The organism is Corynebacterium tuberculostearicum (assembly GCF_046097255.1).
Lineage (GTDB): Bacteria > Actinomycetota > Actinomycetes > Mycobacteriales > Mycobacteriaceae > Corynebacterium > Corynebacterium tuberculostearicum_J.
Genome location: NZ_CP175770.1, coordinates 817,117 through 831,973, shown reverse-complemented (window position 1 = coordinate 831,973; position 14,857 = coordinate 817,117). Strand labels below are relative to the sequence as shown.

Here is a 14,857-nt window from a genome sequence, read left to right as displayed (position 1 = left end):
ACCGAGTATCACACCAAGAAAACCTCTTGGAAACCAACATCCGAGGACGACTCAACGATCTTCTGACAGTACTTAAAGCCATCGACGCTAGCTACCCTGCCTGGGCTATGACAGATTCTCAAGTGCGACGGGTTGTCAGATGCGAGTTTTTGGTACCGGTGTTCTGGGGACTCGGTACTGTCGTGTTCCGGGTAGTTGGTACCGGGCCGAGGGGTACGTCGGCCCGGGCCGTTAGTCTTAGTCGTCTGGGGTGGTCGGGGCGGTGGCTTTACGCATGTCGAAGTCTCCGATATGGATTCGGTGGCCGTTGTTGAGGCGGCTTACGAGTGAATCGGCTCCGACTCTGTCTGGCAGTGTTTCAACCCAGTAGGCGGCAGCTGATTGGGAAGAGATCAGTGTTGGGAGCCTTCCGTCGCGGTCGAATATGATCTTGGCTAGGTCTTCTTGCCCGCGCTGGTTGATGCTGATGGTCATAAAGTCGTCGATGATAAGGACATCGACGTTGATCAGTTTCCGCATCTTATCGAGGTAGTTTTGGTCAGTCGGTGAGAAGACCGCCAGCATGTCTACAAGTTGATCCAGCCGGTAGTACGCCACGGAATATCCGGCTTTGCATGCGGCGATGCCGATGGCGCAGGCAATGTATGTCTTGCCTGTTCCGGTCGGTGCGAGGATGTGTATGTTGGTCGGGTTTTCCCGCCAGTTGGTTGCTGCGATTCGTTTCAGCTGGCGCATGTTGATACCACGTTGTTCTGCCCGGGTGATTTCAGCCAGGCTTGCATCCGGGTATCGGAATTGTGCCTGGGTGATGGCCTTGGCGATATTGCGCTGTTGGCGTTGTGTGTAGGCTTCTTCGACTGCGGCGAGGAAGATGTCTTCTGGTAGCGCATCCGCATAGGCCTCGTCGTTGACAACCTCGTAGAAGATGTCAGCGAAGGTTGATACGCGAAGCTTGCGCATTTTTGCCCGCACAATCTCGTCGTCGATGCTGCTCATGATTTTTCACACTCCTTCTAGTTTTCGTAGTGGTCAGCAGGCCGGATAAAGACGGCATCGGCCACGTCGCCGGTAAGCGGGGTACTTGGGCGTGGTTGGCGCTTGGCCACAGGCTGTGTTTTTGGCCCTGGTTCCCCGGGATGTTGTTGGGCGTGGGCAATGTCAGTCTGGAGGCGTTTGATCACTGCCATCGTTGGGGCCAGCTTCTTGTCCACGACCTGCTGGCAGGCAGGTTCCAGGGTGGCTTTGTTGTGCTTTTTGCCCAGGTTGGCCAACACGTTGCGTGCCTGGATGAGTCCGCGGGGTACGGCGGCACTATTGCGGTCGAGGATCATCGCTATGACTGCGTGCGTTGCTGCCCCAAACGACGAGGCCCAGGCCAAAAGCTCATCACGGGTAAGCGCCTTGTGGCCTTCATCATCGCCACGCGGCCCATGCTGAGGGTTGGTGGAATACCGGTATTTGAATCCGTGAAGGCGCGTGTGTTCAGCAACAAGCTGCTCCCCGTTGAAGACGCTCACCAGTTGCGGGGTGAGCCTGACTGTTACCGACTCTCCTACCAGCTGAAATGGCACTGAGTAGTACTGGTAGTCACAGGTGATGTGCCAGTTGCGATCGACTTTAAGCCGCTTATAAGACACTTCCGTAAACGGCGTCGGCGGAAGATCCCGCATCATTGGTGCCTCTTCTTTATCAAAGCGCATCTGCCGTGTTGAGCCATCAGGCCGCGTCATTGCGCCGTTGATAACAGCAAGACGGCAAGCGATCGCCTCATTAAGCTCATCAAGGTTATAGAAGACCTCGTTGCTAAAGTAACCCAGGATTTTGGTGTAGGCGATTTTCACGGCACGCTCTACCGCTGCCTTGTCACGAGGCCTGCCGGGCCTAGTCGGCACAATCGTGACCCCGTAATAGTCAGCAAACGCTGCGTAGCGGTCAGTGACCATCCGGTATGTAGAGGTCTTCTTCGGCCGATAAGTCGCCGTAGAAGCATTATCTGGCACGATGATTGCTGGTACTTTGCCAAGATAATTCAACGCCTTAACATGGCACTCAATCCACGCCGACATCTTCTCATTCGCAGCAGCAGTAACGTACATCAGCCCTGAGTACGGGCTGACCGAGACAAACAATGACGCCTTGAACACGGTATCACCACTGGCCTGATCTACTACAGGCACTTTGTCACCGGCCCAGTCGACATAAAGCTCTTGCCCTGGCTCATGGGTGATAACTTCGACGAGATCGTTGGCACGCAGAAACTCATTGAGCCCACTGCAGAACTGGGAGTACTGGTACTTTGTCTTATCCGTCGGACAAGGCTTCGACACGTAGTCCATCCACAGCTTATGCCTGGTCACATGCTTCGTACCTTTCAGCTTGCGTGCAAGAGCATGAAAATCAGGCTGGTCGTAGGGCAACGACCGCTTACTCCGGCCATCACTGAATCGATCATCGAACCATCCCGGTGGGAGCTGACGGAAACGCTCTGGAGTTAGTGCCTCATCGTTGATGACTTTCTTTGCTCGGGATACTTCTCGTCGTGAACATCCCAATGCATGTGTGATCTGCGCGTAGCTAGCACCATCAAGGCACATCGCGATGATCTGTTTGAAGTTAGCCACAAGGACCGGCTCCTTCCAAGTAGAAGTTGACGCAACACCAGCGGATTGTGGTGTCGCCAACATCAACTATGAAAGAAAACCCCTTGCAGTACCGGGTACGCGGAACACCGGTACCAACTACGCAGACTCGCGGTACCAACTACCCCAAATCGACACGGGTAGCGCAAGAAGATCCTCGCAAAAGTTGGAGGTAAGGCGTCCCTGGATCCCCACAAGGTCTATCCTTGCAGTTGGGCAAAGATTCTTTCGTTAAAGTCATAGACGTATGGTCCCCACTTTTGTATTGCATTTAGCAATGCTTGGTCATCAAGTCCGACGGACGTATCGACCACGGCCCGCGTATAAAGCTCGACATGTTCTCCGGAGTCGAGGACAAATGCCGTGGGCGCTGGTTCAAAAACATGGAGCTGATTAATAGCCTGAGCCAGTGCCGTACTCAAAGCCGGATGCTGGTTATTGAGCGATGAACCAATGGTAAAGCGCAGTTCGTTTTCTGCCACTTCAATATCCAAGAATTGCCCGCCAATACTTGTTTCTACCACTTGAAAGTTGCCTGCCATACGAGTCTCCGGCATTACTCCGGTAAGACGTGCCATACACATTTCAACTCTCTCAACAGTAACGCTTTCACACTTTTGTGCATCGGGGGACGCAACATCGCTAAAGATATCCAGCACCTCGCCTTGTGGTTGAAGGCGTGCGGGTACAGAAGTTGTATTGCTGGAAGAGATAATTGAATAGGCGAGCGCTTGCGCATACCACTGCTCCACCTCGTCAAGGCTTCGACGCCACCATGCCTGCAGCCGCGCAGCTGTCAGGAATTCTCCGACTAGTAGAGATGCCTTTGCCTGTATTTGCCCCTCGCTGACAACAAAGCGGCATAAACCTGTCGAAGATTGTTGCAAGGCACTGATCAGTGCCAACGCGGTCATTTCATCTGAAACAAGACCAGGAATGAGAAAAGTTGCCTCTGTCGATTCATACTCATGATTGGCTCTGATAAAAGCCTGCAGTCCATCGATGGGGAGGTTTCTCGTGATCTGACCGGTCTCAGTACCGAGATACACGTGGTGGCCAAGATCTGCGAGGGCAACTGCGTATGCATTGATTGTTGTAGGAATGTTCATCTCTAACTCATCCTTGCTCTGAGACAGGGATCGATGACCAAGCTCGGATAGGCCCGTCATGAAGTCCCTGGAAGAACTGATACTTCTCTAGAGGGATACGCGCCGGCGGATCGTAGTCTTTCGCTTCTACCAATTGATCCTCATAAGTATCTGCAACCTGCGCCGGAGTTAAGCGCACTAGATAGCCTTCTGTCCCATAAAAGGAATCGTCATACGGGGACACACCCAGCGGCGCGAGGATGTCTTCGACCTGCTTTTCTCCAAACTGGGACCACATAATCCGCGCGTGCTCGTCGGTAAAAGACTCTTCCGGAAACTCAGTGACCTTTGGCAAGGAATCAAAATCAAAACCGTAGTCTTTAAACGGTTCGGTTTGATCAGAAAGAAACCTCATATATCGATACCACCGGCCATTGGAATTTTTAGCAGTTTCATTTGTCAGACAGCGGTATACATAGCAATCGAGGTAAGTTTCATAAGGTTTCGAAGGAATCGCACGCATTGAAAAACGAAGCATTCCATAGCTTGCTCGGCGGGAAAAAGTTTCATCAGTGTTGTCTACCCATGGTTCATGCTCTATAGAAATGTAGTACGGGACCTGCGGCGTAATTTCTTGCTGGAGTGCAAGGTCGTAGGAAAACTCGGCAATTCCTGGGAGCTTAGTTGATTGTGGGAATGAGCATGGCCCGAATACAGCCGTCCACTCCGAGTTAGTAGGAACAAAAACAAACTGAAGAATATGATTCTGTGGCTTGATTAGTCCTGCTAGTTGGTTTCTGCCAGCCGCTACTTTTTTGACATGAACGTTGCACTCGACCTTGTGATTTTCCCTGTAAAGATAGGGTTTTGCATAAGGGCTATCGAAGCCTGAAGCCCACTTCTCAAATTCCTTGACGACAGTTTCAATTGGAAATCGAAGGAGTTTTACTTCGTACGATATAGGTGCGATGGACTCGGTGAAGAAAAACTCCTTCATTAACCTTCACTCCTTTCATGTTCTCGATCCCACGTGTGCTCTGGATAATCAAAAATTGCTGAAGATCCATAGGCTTGCGCAAGAGGGTAGCCTGCATTAATTAGCGTGGCACGTCCGGTGAGGAAATCTCTATTGAAAGGATCTAGCCCAAAAAGATGCGCGCAGTCAGCCAGATCCTGGGTAGTAAACCGTTTCCGTAAAGGTCCTTTCTTAGCTTTTAGTCTTTCCAACCCAGGGAAGTGAAATTCTTCCGCCTCTGGCCATTGTGTAAATGCTTGAAACCTTGACTCGCCTTCACCGATGCCTACGTCGAAGAATTGCTCGCCTCGATTTTCGGGTACTGGTTCTGAAAGTCCAATAGCGGCATGGATGTCATAGGAGTGGACCGTGAGGTTCTTAGTGCCAGTGCGTGAGCCGAGTGCGTCCTCTAGCTCTCGCTCGTCAGGATGGTCCTGGATAAGCACTTGGGTCATTCCCGGGACGAAAGGAATCGATCCAACAAGTCCAATGAAACTCAGAAACTGTTCGTATTCCATAGGCCTATCGCACAGGAACCATACCCATTCAGGATTCTTGGTTTCCAGGACTGCCGTCCAACGGCGAGGAATCTTCGGATCCCGTACCCCAAGGCGCAGCGCGTTGGGAAGGTCATCGACCGTCGTGTCAATCTCTACATATTGCTGTGACCAGTAACTGTTGGCAGCACCTTCAGGCGTGATGAAAATTCGCGAGCGTGAAGCCGCCTCTACGGCATAGTCGTAGGGAAGTTTTAGGAACAATTGGTCATAGGAATATGGCGCAAACAGATAATCAATATCTCGGCGAAGGTAAAGGGTCATTCTCATACCATTCCAAGTTAAGGGTTGTAGCTATCTACTGTGAGGTTACCCTCGTTTAGTGGACACCCTATTTGTGCGGATCTTGTGTCCGTAGGAGAGGATGTTCATTGTGAGTCAACAGCGCAAGAAGTACACGCCGGAGTACCGGCGTGAAGCCGCGAACCTTGTAATCGAGTCAGAGCGCCCGATCGCTCATGTGGCTAAGGAGATTGGCGTCTCCGCCGGGCTTTTAGGCCGGTGGGTCAAACTCGAGCGTGAACGCCGAGGGGCCTCGGATGGGATGAGTGAGGCGGATCTTCGTGCTGAGAATGCTCGTCTGCGCCGTGAGTTGGCGGAAGCCAAGATGGATAATGAGTTTTTGTCAAAAGCGACAGCCTTCTTCGCCGCGAAGCAACGCGAGCAGAAAAGTTCGAATTGATGCAGCAGGAGAAGGCAAACTACAGCATCAAACGCATGGCACGGCTATTAAAAGTGTCTCGGTCTGGATACTACAAATGGGCTGATACGCAGCAGAAACGACTATCCGGAAAAGATAATCGTGCAACATTTTACGATGACGTTGACCGCAAGATTCATCAGATCTGGAAAGACTCCGATGAGGTTTATGGTGCTCCCCGGATCACCGCAGAACTTACCGAGCGTTACCGGATCACCCTGAATCGCAAGACTGTGGCTAAGCGGATGCGCCTGATGGGAATTGAAGGGATTTCACCGCGTGCCTTTGTCCCGGTGACAACGATTCAATCCAAGCGTAAGTCAGCTCTTCCTGACCTGGTCAAGCGCATGTTTGATACTGGTGAGCTCAACCGAGTGTGGATGTCGGATATTACCTACCTACGCACCAGCGAGGGATGGTTGTACTTGTGTGCGGTCCGCGACGGCCATTCCCGCAGGGTGCTGGGCTGGGCGATGGATAGCGTTCAAGATACATGCCTGGTCGAACGGGCCCTGCGGATGGCATATACACTGCGCGGTGACGTTCCTGATGGGCTGGTGTTCCACGCTGACCGCGGAACGCAATTTACCAGCGAGAAGCTCTGGGAAGTCTGCCATAACCTGGGCATTGCTCAGTCTGTGGGGCGTACTGGTGTGTGCTTTGATAACGCGATGGCTGAGTCGTTCTGGTCGACGCTTAAAACCGAGTTCTACGACCGCAAGCGTTGGCCTACCCGCGATGCCGCGCGCAAGGCCGTTGCCTACTGGATGGAAGTCGTTTACAACCGTCGGCGCCGGCACTCTGCACTAGGGATGGTCAGCCCCGTCGACTTCGAAAACCACATTGGTCTAACCACCAGTAGAAAAGAAATAGCTGCCTAAGCACTAGGTAGCCCCACTACGTGTCCACGATTTGCGGGCAACCCCAGATGAGCACATGCGCAGACTCGATTTTCGCGTCTCGCGAAAGGTATTCAAAATAACCTATATGAGGGGTACATATAACTCTAATCTAAACATTTACACTGCACATTCAGGCTGGGCAGTGTACACATTGCATGTCAACGATGCGCTTTGGTGGGTGAAGCGGTGACGGACATTGTTCATGAAGCCCAGGACACGCACCTGTGCGCCTTGTTCATCGAAGCCCACGGGGGCGGTGGAGACTACGAGTACGCGCTAGACGCCGCCACGCTCGCCCGACTCGTGCGCGCAGCACAGAGGGCACTTTCTTAACAACGTCCCGCAGATAATCCAGACAAACTTCTAGGCTTAGCCACCAGCCTCAAAGGAAAGCTGTTGCGGAGACAAGTAACCGCCCCGGCAGGCAGCCCATGAGCTGCCATCCGGGCCGGTGCTGTGCGTTAGAGCCGCTTAGGCGTCGCGCTTTTGCAACAAGAGGACACCGAGGCCCCACAGGATAACGGCCCAGGCAACAAATACCAGGCAAAATCCCCAGTTTTCCTTCCACGGAGCATCAACAGGTTCCATCTCCAGCAGCCAGGACTGGAAAGACTTAAACGGCATGTAGTTCACCAGCTTGCTGCCGACCTTGGGGATGGTGGCTACGAGATTGTCCACGCCGAGGAAAAGGATGAGGCCAATTGCCACGGCACCAGCCGTCGAGCGCAGCAGCAGTCCCAGCCCTTGCGAGAAGAGGACGAGCAGCGCGGCAGCCAGCGGGTACTTCCACAACTGCTTTTGGCCCATCTCATCGTCCCAAGGGTGGAATTGCGCGGCTACCTCATCGTGGGCAAAAAGCTCGGTAAGCAGGTAGGCGCCCGCCACGGCGATAAAGGTCAGCGCGGCCGCGATAACCGCGTACATGAGCAGCTTGACCAAGGCCACCGACCAGCGGCGCGGGGTAGCCATAAACGTAATGGTCTGCGTGCCATAGCGGTACTCGGTGGTCACGATCATGATGGCCTGGATCATGAGCACGGGCAGGCCAAGGAACAATAGGAAGGACACCGCGCCATCCGAGGTGATAACTCCCATGCCCATCGCTGCCTCTTCAGGGGTTTCTGCCGGCTTAGTCAAGCGAGCATTGAGGATGGCCCAACCCCAGGCAAAGAAAAGGAAGATGAAGGTGGTCCACCAGAAGGAGCGGGTGGTGTGCAGCTTGGTCCATTCGGACTTCAAGGTATTCAGCATGGCGAATTAAACCTCCTGCTGGGTGGGTCGAGCGAACGGAGTGGCGGCGCCAGCGGTGCCAGCGATGCCCGGGTTGGGGGCGCCGGTGGAGCCGTGGTACTGGACGGCGTCGCCAGTAAGCTCCATAAAAGCGTCCTCCAAGGAGGCGCGCTTGAGGCTGAGCTCATTAAGCGGCACCCCGGTGGAGTAGGCCAGCTGGCCCACGAAGTCCGTGGTCTGGTTGGAAATCACCAGGCGGGGGCGGCCTTCCTCGTCGGTGGACTCGGTAAAGGCAATGCCCTCGGCACGCAGCGCGGAGCTAAAGGCATCGAGATGGTCGGAGCGCACCAGCACGGAGGACTGCGAGTGGTCCTTCACAAAGTCATAGGTGGGCTGGTCCGCCACTAGGCGGCCCTTACCAATGACCACCAGGTGATCGGCGGTCTGAGACATCTCCGAGAGCAGGTGGGAGGAGATCAAAATGGTGCGGCCTTCATCGGCTAGGGCGCGCACGAGCTGGCGGACCCAGCGAATGCCCTCCGGATCGAGGCCGTTGACCGGCTCGTCCAGGATGAGGATGCCCGGGTCTCCGAGCAGCGCGCCGGCTAAGCCCAGGCGCTGGCCCATGCCGAGGGAGAAGCCGCCGACCTTCTTACCGGCGACGTCGGAAAGCCCTACCAGCCCCAAGACCTCGTCAACGCGGGAAGTAGAAATGCCGTTGGACTGCGCAATCCATTTCAGGTGGTTGGCGGCGCTGCGGTTGCGGTGCACCGCTTTGGCATCGAGCAAGGCGCCTACCTCACGCAGGGGATACTTCAGCTCGTGGTAGTGCTTGCCGTTGATGCGAGCCCTGCCGGCCGTCGGCGTGTCCAAGCCCAGGATCATGCGCATGGTGGTGGATTTGCCCGCGCCATTGGGGCCCAGGAACCCGGTGACCATGCCGGGTTTTACCTGAAAGGTGAGATCGTCAACGGCGCGGACAGACTTATATTGTTTAGTCAGTCCTTCTACTTCGATCATGGCACTAGCGTGCCATAAATCCGGCAACTTTACCTGTTTAATGCCTCCACGCTCTCCCGCAGGGTGGGAAAGGCGTGGCGGAAGGCGGCCAGAAGGGGGAGGCTTTCTACCTCTTCAAAAGGCACCCAGCGCAGCTCATAGGACTCTTCATTAGCTGTGGTAGGAAGCGGTGCGCCGGTGCGCGTGCGTGCTAGGACGGTGGTGTAGGTCCACTCCCCCGGCAGATCCCCCGCCGCGGGATAGGGCCCGGCCGTTACTCGCGCATCGAGCACCTCTACGTCCTGGGGTGCAATCGCGCATTCTTCATGGGTTTCACGCAGTGCGGCCTGGGTGGGCGTCTCCGTAAAGTCGCGGGCGCCACCCGGAATCCCCCAGGTATCGCCGTGATTGGTCCACGCGGCGCGGTGCTGGAGGAGCACCTTGCGCCCGGCGACGAGGAAGAGGCCGGCGGCACCAAATTTTCCCCAGACGCGAATGCCGCCGGGGCCTGCCGCCCAGCCGTCTCCACTGTGAGGGTTATGCATGCTGCCTATCCTAGCCACACACGCGGGTATATGGTGGCGCCCAGCACACTGCGGGCGCTATTCTGAGTGAATGACCGAGCAGGCAGTCCGGGCAGAAAGCGTGCATGACGAGCACGCTCACCCGAGCGATCACTGGCTCGATGAGGTCACCGCGCCCACCGGCCCGGCCTTCAGCGGGCTCAGCAGCCGCGCCATGGAATGGTTCGCGGGCCCGGCGCGCCTGCTGCGCCGCTTTTACTACTTTGCCTCCACCACCCCAGGCAAGCTTTTTACGGTCACGCTCATTCTCACCGTAGCCCTAGGCGCCGCCGGCTTATCGATGTCCCAGTCTTCCGCCGCCCGCCACTCCGACTTGGACGAGCTGCTGAGCACCACCGAGCCGATGTCGAATGCGGCGCACCACCTTTATAGTTCGCTCTCGGTGGCCGATACCGTGGCCACCACCGGCTTCGTGCAGGCCGGCGTGGAATCGGAGCGCAACCGCGATAGCTATAACGAGGCCATCGATGCCGCTTCCGTAGCGGCCACCGAATCCGTACTGGGCACCACCCAAGAAGATGGTCGCGTCCGTGAGCTGGTGACCTTTATCCAACGCGAGCTGCCCGTTTATACCGCGATGGTGGAAAAGGCTCGCTCCAACCACCGGGCGGGCAATGCGGTGGCCAATTCCTATATGTCCAATGCCTCGGCGCTGATGCGCGAGCGTATCCTGCCGGCTGCCTCCGAGCTGTTCCAGCTGACCACCGCCAAGGTGAATCAGCAACAGCAAGAGCTCACCTCGCCGCAATGGGTGCCGCTCTCCGGCCTCTTGGCGGCGCTCTTCTTCCTCGCCGTGGCCCAATGGTGGCTGTGGCGCCAGACCCGCCGGCGTTTTAACCGCGGCTTCTTAACGGCCAGCGTGCTGCTTTTCTTGGCTATCTCCTGGGTAGCGCTATCCAACCTGGCTACATGGTCCACCGGCCACCAGGGCTTTGAAACGGCCTCGCGCCCGTGGGATTCGCTCACGGCCTCGCGGATTGAGGCGCAGCAGGCGCGTACCTCTGAGACCCTGGCGCTGGTGCTGCGCTCCTCCGAGGAGGATACGATGGTGCGCTTTTCCAGCTCCATCAACTCCATCGAAGGGGCCCTAGAGGATTATGAGGAAGCGCTCAATGATGAGGACGTGGAGGTCACCGACCCAGAACTCATCCACAGCGCCCGGGCGGCCGCCGAGCAGTGGCGCGGCACCCATGACAAGCTCATGGGCGCGCTCAAGGACGGCGACTATGACGAGGCCATCTACCAGGCCACGGCTACCGAGCCCAAGAACGGAGAGATGACCGCGGCGCGTTCTTATGATGAGCTCGACGCGGAGCTCTCGGATCTCATCGGCCAGGCGCGCATCGCCATGCGCAGCTACTTGGAGCGCGGCCTGACCGCCATGACTGCGGTGTCCTCGGCTGTGTTCCTGCTGACCTTGTGCGCCATTATTGCCGTGTGGCTGGGCATCCGTCCCCGACTGCAGGAGTACCTCTAATGCGCCGCCCACGCCTCGTCCTCGCCGCGCTCACCTGCGCCTGCGCCGCGCTACCGCTCGCCTCCTGCGATGTTCGCTCCACCCCGCCGCTGGAGGCGCCCGCCGAGCGCCCCCTCGACTCCCGGCCGGGCCCGCCGCTGCCGGAAGGGGCGAAGGTTGAAAAGGCCGGCTCCACCGCCGCGCAGCGCGCCTCTGAGGAAGAGATTAAGGGCAGCTACCGCCCGGACGATAAGAAGGCGAAGGAGCGGGTGCCGGACATCGTCAAGCGCGGTCGTCTCATCGTGGGCGTGGACCGTTCCAATAACTTGATGAGCTACCGCGATGCCGCCTCCGGTGACGTGCGCGGCTTCGAGGTGGATATCGCCCGCGAGATTGCCCGCGATATCTTCGGCGATCCCAATAAGGTGGACTTCCGCTTCATAGAATCCTCCGACCGCGTTAATGCCCTCAATACCGGCGCGGTGGACATGATCGTGCGCACCATGACCATCAGCCCGGAGCGCGAGCACGACGTGGCCTTTTCCATTCCCTATATGAACACCCAAACCCGCATGCTGGTGCTCACCAATTCCGGTATTAAGTCCGTCAAGGACGCCGCCGGCAAGACCCTATGCGGTGTGGGCGCGTCCACCGCACTGGAAACCATCCGCGAACACGCCCCCAAGTCCGATATCTTGGTTACCCGTTCCTGGGGCGATTGCCTGATGGCCCTGCAGCTTAACCAGGCCGATGGCATCGTCGTCGATGATGCCTTGCTCTCCGGCATGGCCGCCCAAGACTCCTATACCTCCATCGTGGGCGAGCCGCTAGAGACCGAGAATTACGGCGTGGCCGTGCGCCGCCCCAGCAAGCAGCATGACACCCGCCCGCTGCTGCGCCAAGTAAATTCCACGCTCGAGCGCATCCGCCGCGACGGCACTTGGTCTTCCATTTTTGAGGAGTGGCTCGGCGCCTACCTGGAAGAGCCCACCCTGCCGGCCGGAAAGTACATCGAGGAGGACGCTAAGCCATGAGCCATAACCCGAATTTCAGCGATGACGAGCTCGAGTACATCGAGCCGGAGAACCTCGATACCCAGCGCTCCTTCCGCCAGCCCACCAATGCCGCCAATTCCGCGCAGGAGCCGGATGCGCTGGACGATGCCCCCTTGGACGACGGCCCCGCCACCGCCGCCGTTGCTTTCGACCCCTTTGCAGACGAGGATGACGAGGGCACCGCGGCCGTGGCCTTTGCCCCCTTTGCGGACGAGAATGAGCCCGGCGATGACGCCGGTACCTCCGCGGTTGCCTTCGATCCCTTCGCGGACGAAGACGAGGACGCCGATGGTTCCATCGATCCAGACCACATTTCCACCCTGTTAGCAGACCTAGACAATATCCGCGCCCAGCGCGAACAACAGCGCGCCCAAAAGGCCCAGGAGGACTCCTCGCAGCGCTCGCGCCGCCGCGCGCTCGACACCTTTCGCGAGCGCCGCGGCACCCACCGCTCCGAGCGCCGCGTGGCCGATGGCATGGTGCGCCTGCCGTTTATCACCCCCGACGAGCCCACCGACGCCCTCATTGACCCCACCGAGGAATCCTCCGGGAAGAAGATTCCGCCGCCACAGCTACAGCCCGGTGACATGGTGGCCGGACAGTACGAAATCCTGGGCGTTATCGCCCACGGCGGCATGGGCTGGATTTACCTGGCCAATGATCACTTTGTCTCCGGAAGAGTGGTGGTCCTCAAAGGTATGCAGGCCCAAAAATCGGCCGATGAAACCGCCGCTGCGGTGGCAGAACGCGAGTTCCTCGCCGATATTACCCACCCTGGCATCGTCAAGATTTTCAACTTCATCGATGACGCCCGGGTGCCCGGCGGCTTTATTGTCATGGAGTATGTCGGCGGGCCGTCGCTAAGAAGCAGGCGCAAAAAGCAGCCGGATAAGCTCCTGCCCGTCGATATCGCCATCGCCTATATCCTAGAAATCCTGCCCGCGCTGGAGTACCTGCATTCGCGCGGGGTGGTCTATAACGACTTAAAGCCCGATAACATCATCGTCACCGAGGACCAGGTCAAACTCATTGACTTGGGCGCGGTCTCCGGCATTGGCGCGTTTGGCTATATCTACGGCACCAAGGGCTACCAGGCCCCGGAAGTGGCCACCGAGGGCCCGTCCATCGCCAGCGATATCTACACCATCGGCCGCACCCTGGCTTCGCTCTGCCTCAAGCTGCCCACCGAGGACGGCGTCTGTCTGCCGGGCATTCCCACCCCGACCGAGGAGCCGGAGCTGCGCCGCTTTCTGTCGCTCTACCGCCTGTTGCAGCGCGCCACCGACCCAGATCCGGAGCGCCGCTTTACCTCCATCAAGGAGCTGCGCACCCAGCTCTACGGCGTGCTGCGCGAGGTCATCGCCATCCGCGACGGCCTGCAGTACCCATCCCAGCATTCGCTGTTCTCGCCGCAACGTACCACTTTTGGCACCAAGCACCTGGTTTTCCGCACGGATCAGCTTATCGACGGCATCGATCGCACCGTCCAAATCACCGCCCCCGAGGTCGTCTCCGCCCTGCCCACCCCGCTACTGGACCGCGATGACGTGGGCGCCGGCCTGCTGCAGGGCGCTTCCTATGCGGAGCCACAGGAAGCCCTGGAGACCCTCCGCCAGGCCATGCAGACCCCCGAGTACGAGCACTCGGCCGAAATCCCGCTGGGCGTGGTGCGCTCCATGATCGACCTAGGCTATACCGGCCAAGCCCGCCAGTGGCTGAGCTCCATCGAGGACCGCCTCGGCCGCGACTGGCGCTTCCAGTGGTACGCCGGCATCACCGAGCTGCTTCACGACGACTACCGCGACGCCCAGAAATACTTCTCCACCGTCCTCGATCTCCTGCCGGGCGAGGCGGCGCCCAAGCTTGCCATCGCCGCCATCAATGAACTCATCCTGCAGCAGCTGGACTATAGCGATACCGCGCTCATTGACCCCACCGTGGCCCGCGCCTGCTCCAATATGCATTCCACGCTGGCCGATCTCCCCAACTCCGCCTTTGAGGGCCAGCCGGAAATCTGGAACCACGTCACCCAGGACCCGGCCGCGCTGCGCTTTAACTCCATGCGCCTCTACGGCATTGTGTGGTCCACCAACCCCACCACCGTCTCCTCCTCCTTTGGCCTCGCCCGCCAGCTGCGTTCCGAGGGCCAGGTGGAGGTAGCCGTCGTGGTCCTCGACAAGGTCCCCAATGCCTCGCGCCACTATCGCATGGCCCGCTTGACGACGATCCTCCAGCTCATCGTCCACGATCTTTCCGAGTCCCGCATCCGCCGCGCCGCCCGACGCCTCGAAGAGGTCCCCACCAACGAGCCGCGCTTCCTCCAGATTAAGATTGCCGTCATCTCCGCCGGCCTGAATTTCCTGCGCAATGCCGATCTCTCGCGCGCCGCCTCCCCCAACGACCTCTTCGAATACGCCTTTACCCAGCGTGGCCTGCGCACCGGTCTCTCCGAGACACTCCGCGCCCTCGCGCGCCAAGCACCGTTTAGCCGCCACCGCTACGCGCTCGTTGACCTTGCTAACCAGGTCCGCCCCGTCACCACCTTCTAATCGCTACGCAGGCTCGTACAGCCGCCCCACAAGCGGCACATCTTCTAGGCCATCCTGCGCTGCATAAATCAGACGACACGTTT

Annotated in this window: 12 protein-coding genes; 4 read left to right on the top strand and 8 right to left on the bottom strand. The window is 58.0% G+C overall.

From position 1 onward, the window contains the following. Positions 1-237 precede the first annotated feature (237 nt). The 5 genes from ACKFRY_RS03975 to ACKFRY_RS03955 form a co-directional block, all read right to left on the bottom strand. Positions 238-996, bottom strand: a complete 759-nt coding sequence (locus tag ACKFRY_RS03975) for an ATP-binding protein (RefSeq protein ID WP_150851610.1) — start codon at positions 994-996, stop codon at positions 238-240. Between the two features lie 17 nt (positions 997-1,013). Next, positions 1,014-2,621, bottom strand: a complete 1,608-nt coding sequence (istA, locus tag ACKFRY_RS03970) for an IS21 family transposase (protein WP_150851611.1) — start codon at positions 2,619-2,621, stop codon at positions 1,014-1,016. Positions 2,622-2,839: 218 nt separating this feature from the next. Beyond that, entirely contained in the window at positions 2,840-3,748 is a 909-nt protein-coding gene (locus ACKFRY_RS03965; RefSeq protein ID WP_005325305.1) for a hypothetical protein, read from the bottom strand. A gap of 7 nt (positions 3,749-3,755) precedes the next feature. Beyond that, positions 3,756-4,724, bottom strand: coding sequence for a hypothetical protein (locus tag ACKFRY_RS03960; protein ID WP_408921841.1), 969 nt, complete (start codon positions 4,722-4,724; stop codon positions 3,756-3,758). After that, complete coding sequence (locus tag ACKFRY_RS03955; RefSeq protein ID WP_040425393.1) at positions 4,724-5,563, bottom strand: hypothetical protein; 840 nt, start codon at positions 5,561-5,563, stop codon at positions 4,724-4,726. The genes ACKFRY_RS03960 and ACKFRY_RS03955 overlap by 1 nt, the downstream gene beginning before the upstream one ends. 100 nt (positions 5,564-5,663) lie before the next feature. Between ACKFRY_RS03955 and ACKFRY_RS03950 the strand changes: the two genes are divergently transcribed. Then, positions 5,664-6,880 (top strand): IS3 family transposase gene (locus ACKFRY_RS03950; protein WP_408919102.1). Its coding sequence is split into 2 segments (ribosomal slippage): positions 5,664-5,925 and positions 5,925-6,880, totalling 1,218 coding nucleotides; the frame shifts between segments, so codons are not numbered across the junction. A 492-nt stretch (positions 6,881-7,372) separates the two neighbouring features. Here the strand turns inward: ACKFRY_RS03950 and ACKFRY_RS03945 are convergent. The 3 genes from ACKFRY_RS03945 to ACKFRY_RS03935 are packed head-to-tail and all read right to left on the bottom strand — an operon-like array spanning position 7,373 to position 9,675. Next, the gene (locus ACKFRY_RS03945; protein ID WP_250413569.1) at positions 7,373-8,152 is read right to left on the bottom strand and encodes an ABC transporter permease subunit; all 780 of its coding nucleotides are present in this window, start codon (positions 8,150-8,152) and stop codon (positions 7,373-7,375) included. 6 nt (positions 8,153-8,158) lie between these two features. After that, entirely contained in the window at positions 8,159-9,151 is a 993-nt protein-coding gene (locus tag ACKFRY_RS03940) for an ABC transporter ATP-binding protein (RefSeq protein WP_408919560.1), read from the bottom strand. Between the two features lie 29 nt (positions 9,152-9,180). Next, on the bottom strand, positions 9,181-9,675 hold the full coding sequence (locus tag ACKFRY_RS03935) for an NUDIX domain-containing protein (RefSeq protein WP_005329848.1): 495 nt from the start codon (positions 9,673-9,675) through the stop codon (positions 9,181-9,183). 70 nt (positions 9,676-9,745) lie between these two features. On the opposite strand from ACKFRY_RS03935, the gene ACKFRY_RS03930 reads away from it, so the two are divergent. From ACKFRY_RS03930 to ACKFRY_RS03920, 3 genes are read left to right on the top strand one after another with little or no spacing between them, the layout of a single operon-like run. Then, positions 9,746-11,191 (top strand): hypothetical protein, encoded by a 1,446-nt coding sequence (locus tag ACKFRY_RS03930; RefSeq protein ID WP_408923252.1) that lies wholly within the window; start codon positions 9,746-9,748, stop codon positions 11,189-11,191. Next, positions 11,191-12,204: a glutamate ABC transporter substrate-binding protein gene (locus ACKFRY_RS03925; RefSeq protein WP_408923251.1), complete on the top strand. Its 1,014-nt coding sequence runs from the start codon at positions 11,191-11,193 to the stop codon at positions 12,202-12,204. Before ACKFRY_RS03930 ends, ACKFRY_RS03925 begins: the two co-directional genes overlap by 1 nt. Then, positions 12,201-14,774: a tetratricopeptide repeat protein gene (locus tag ACKFRY_RS03920; protein ID WP_408923250.1), complete on the top strand. Its 2,574-nt coding sequence runs from the start codon at positions 12,201-12,203 to the stop codon at positions 14,772-14,774. The genes ACKFRY_RS03925 and ACKFRY_RS03920 overlap by 4 nt, the downstream gene beginning before the upstream one ends. Positions 14,775-14,857 lie beyond the last annotated feature (83 nt).

Excerpts from the sequence above, each read along its gene's own strand:
- ACKFRY_RS03945 (WP_250413569.1), bottom strand. The coding sequence starts at position 8,152 with ATGCTGAATACCTTGAAGTCCGAATGGACCAAGCTGCACACCACCCGC.
- ACKFRY_RS03965 (WP_005325305.1), bottom strand. The coding sequence starts at position 3,748 with ATGAACATTCCTACAACAATCAATGCATACGCAGTTGCCCTCGCAGAT.
- ACKFRY_RS03960 (WP_408921841.1), bottom strand. The coding sequence starts at position 4,724 with ATGAAGGAGTTTTTCTTCACCGAGTCCATCGCACCTATATCGTACGAA.
- ACKFRY_RS03975 (WP_150851610.1), bottom strand. The coding sequence starts at position 996 with ATGAGCAGCATCGACGACGAGATTGTGCGGGCAAAAATGCGCAAGCTT.
- ACKFRY_RS03930 (WP_408923252.1), top strand. The coding sequence starts at position 9,746 with ATGACCGAGCAGGCAGTCCGGGCAGAAAGCGTGCATGACGAGCACGCT.
- ACKFRY_RS03940 (WP_408919560.1), bottom strand. The coding sequence starts at position 9,151 with ATGATCGAAGTAGAAGGACTGACTAAACAATATAAGTCTGTCCGCGCC.
- ACKFRY_RS03955 (WP_040425393.1), bottom strand. The coding sequence starts at position 5,563 with ATGACCCTTTACCTTCGCCGAGATATTGATTATCTGTTTGCGCCATAT.
- ACKFRY_RS03920 (WP_408923250.1), top strand. The coding sequence starts at position 12,201 with ATGAGCCATAACCCGAATTTCAGCGATGACGAGCTCGAGTACATCGAG.
- ACKFRY_RS03935 (WP_005329848.1), bottom strand. The coding sequence starts at position 9,675 with ATGCATAACCCTCACAGTGGAGACGGCTGGGCGGCAGGCCCCGGCGGC.
- ACKFRY_RS03925 (WP_408923251.1), top strand. The coding sequence starts at position 11,191 with ATGCGCCGCCCACGCCTCGTCCTCGCCGCGCTCACCTGCGCCTGCGCC.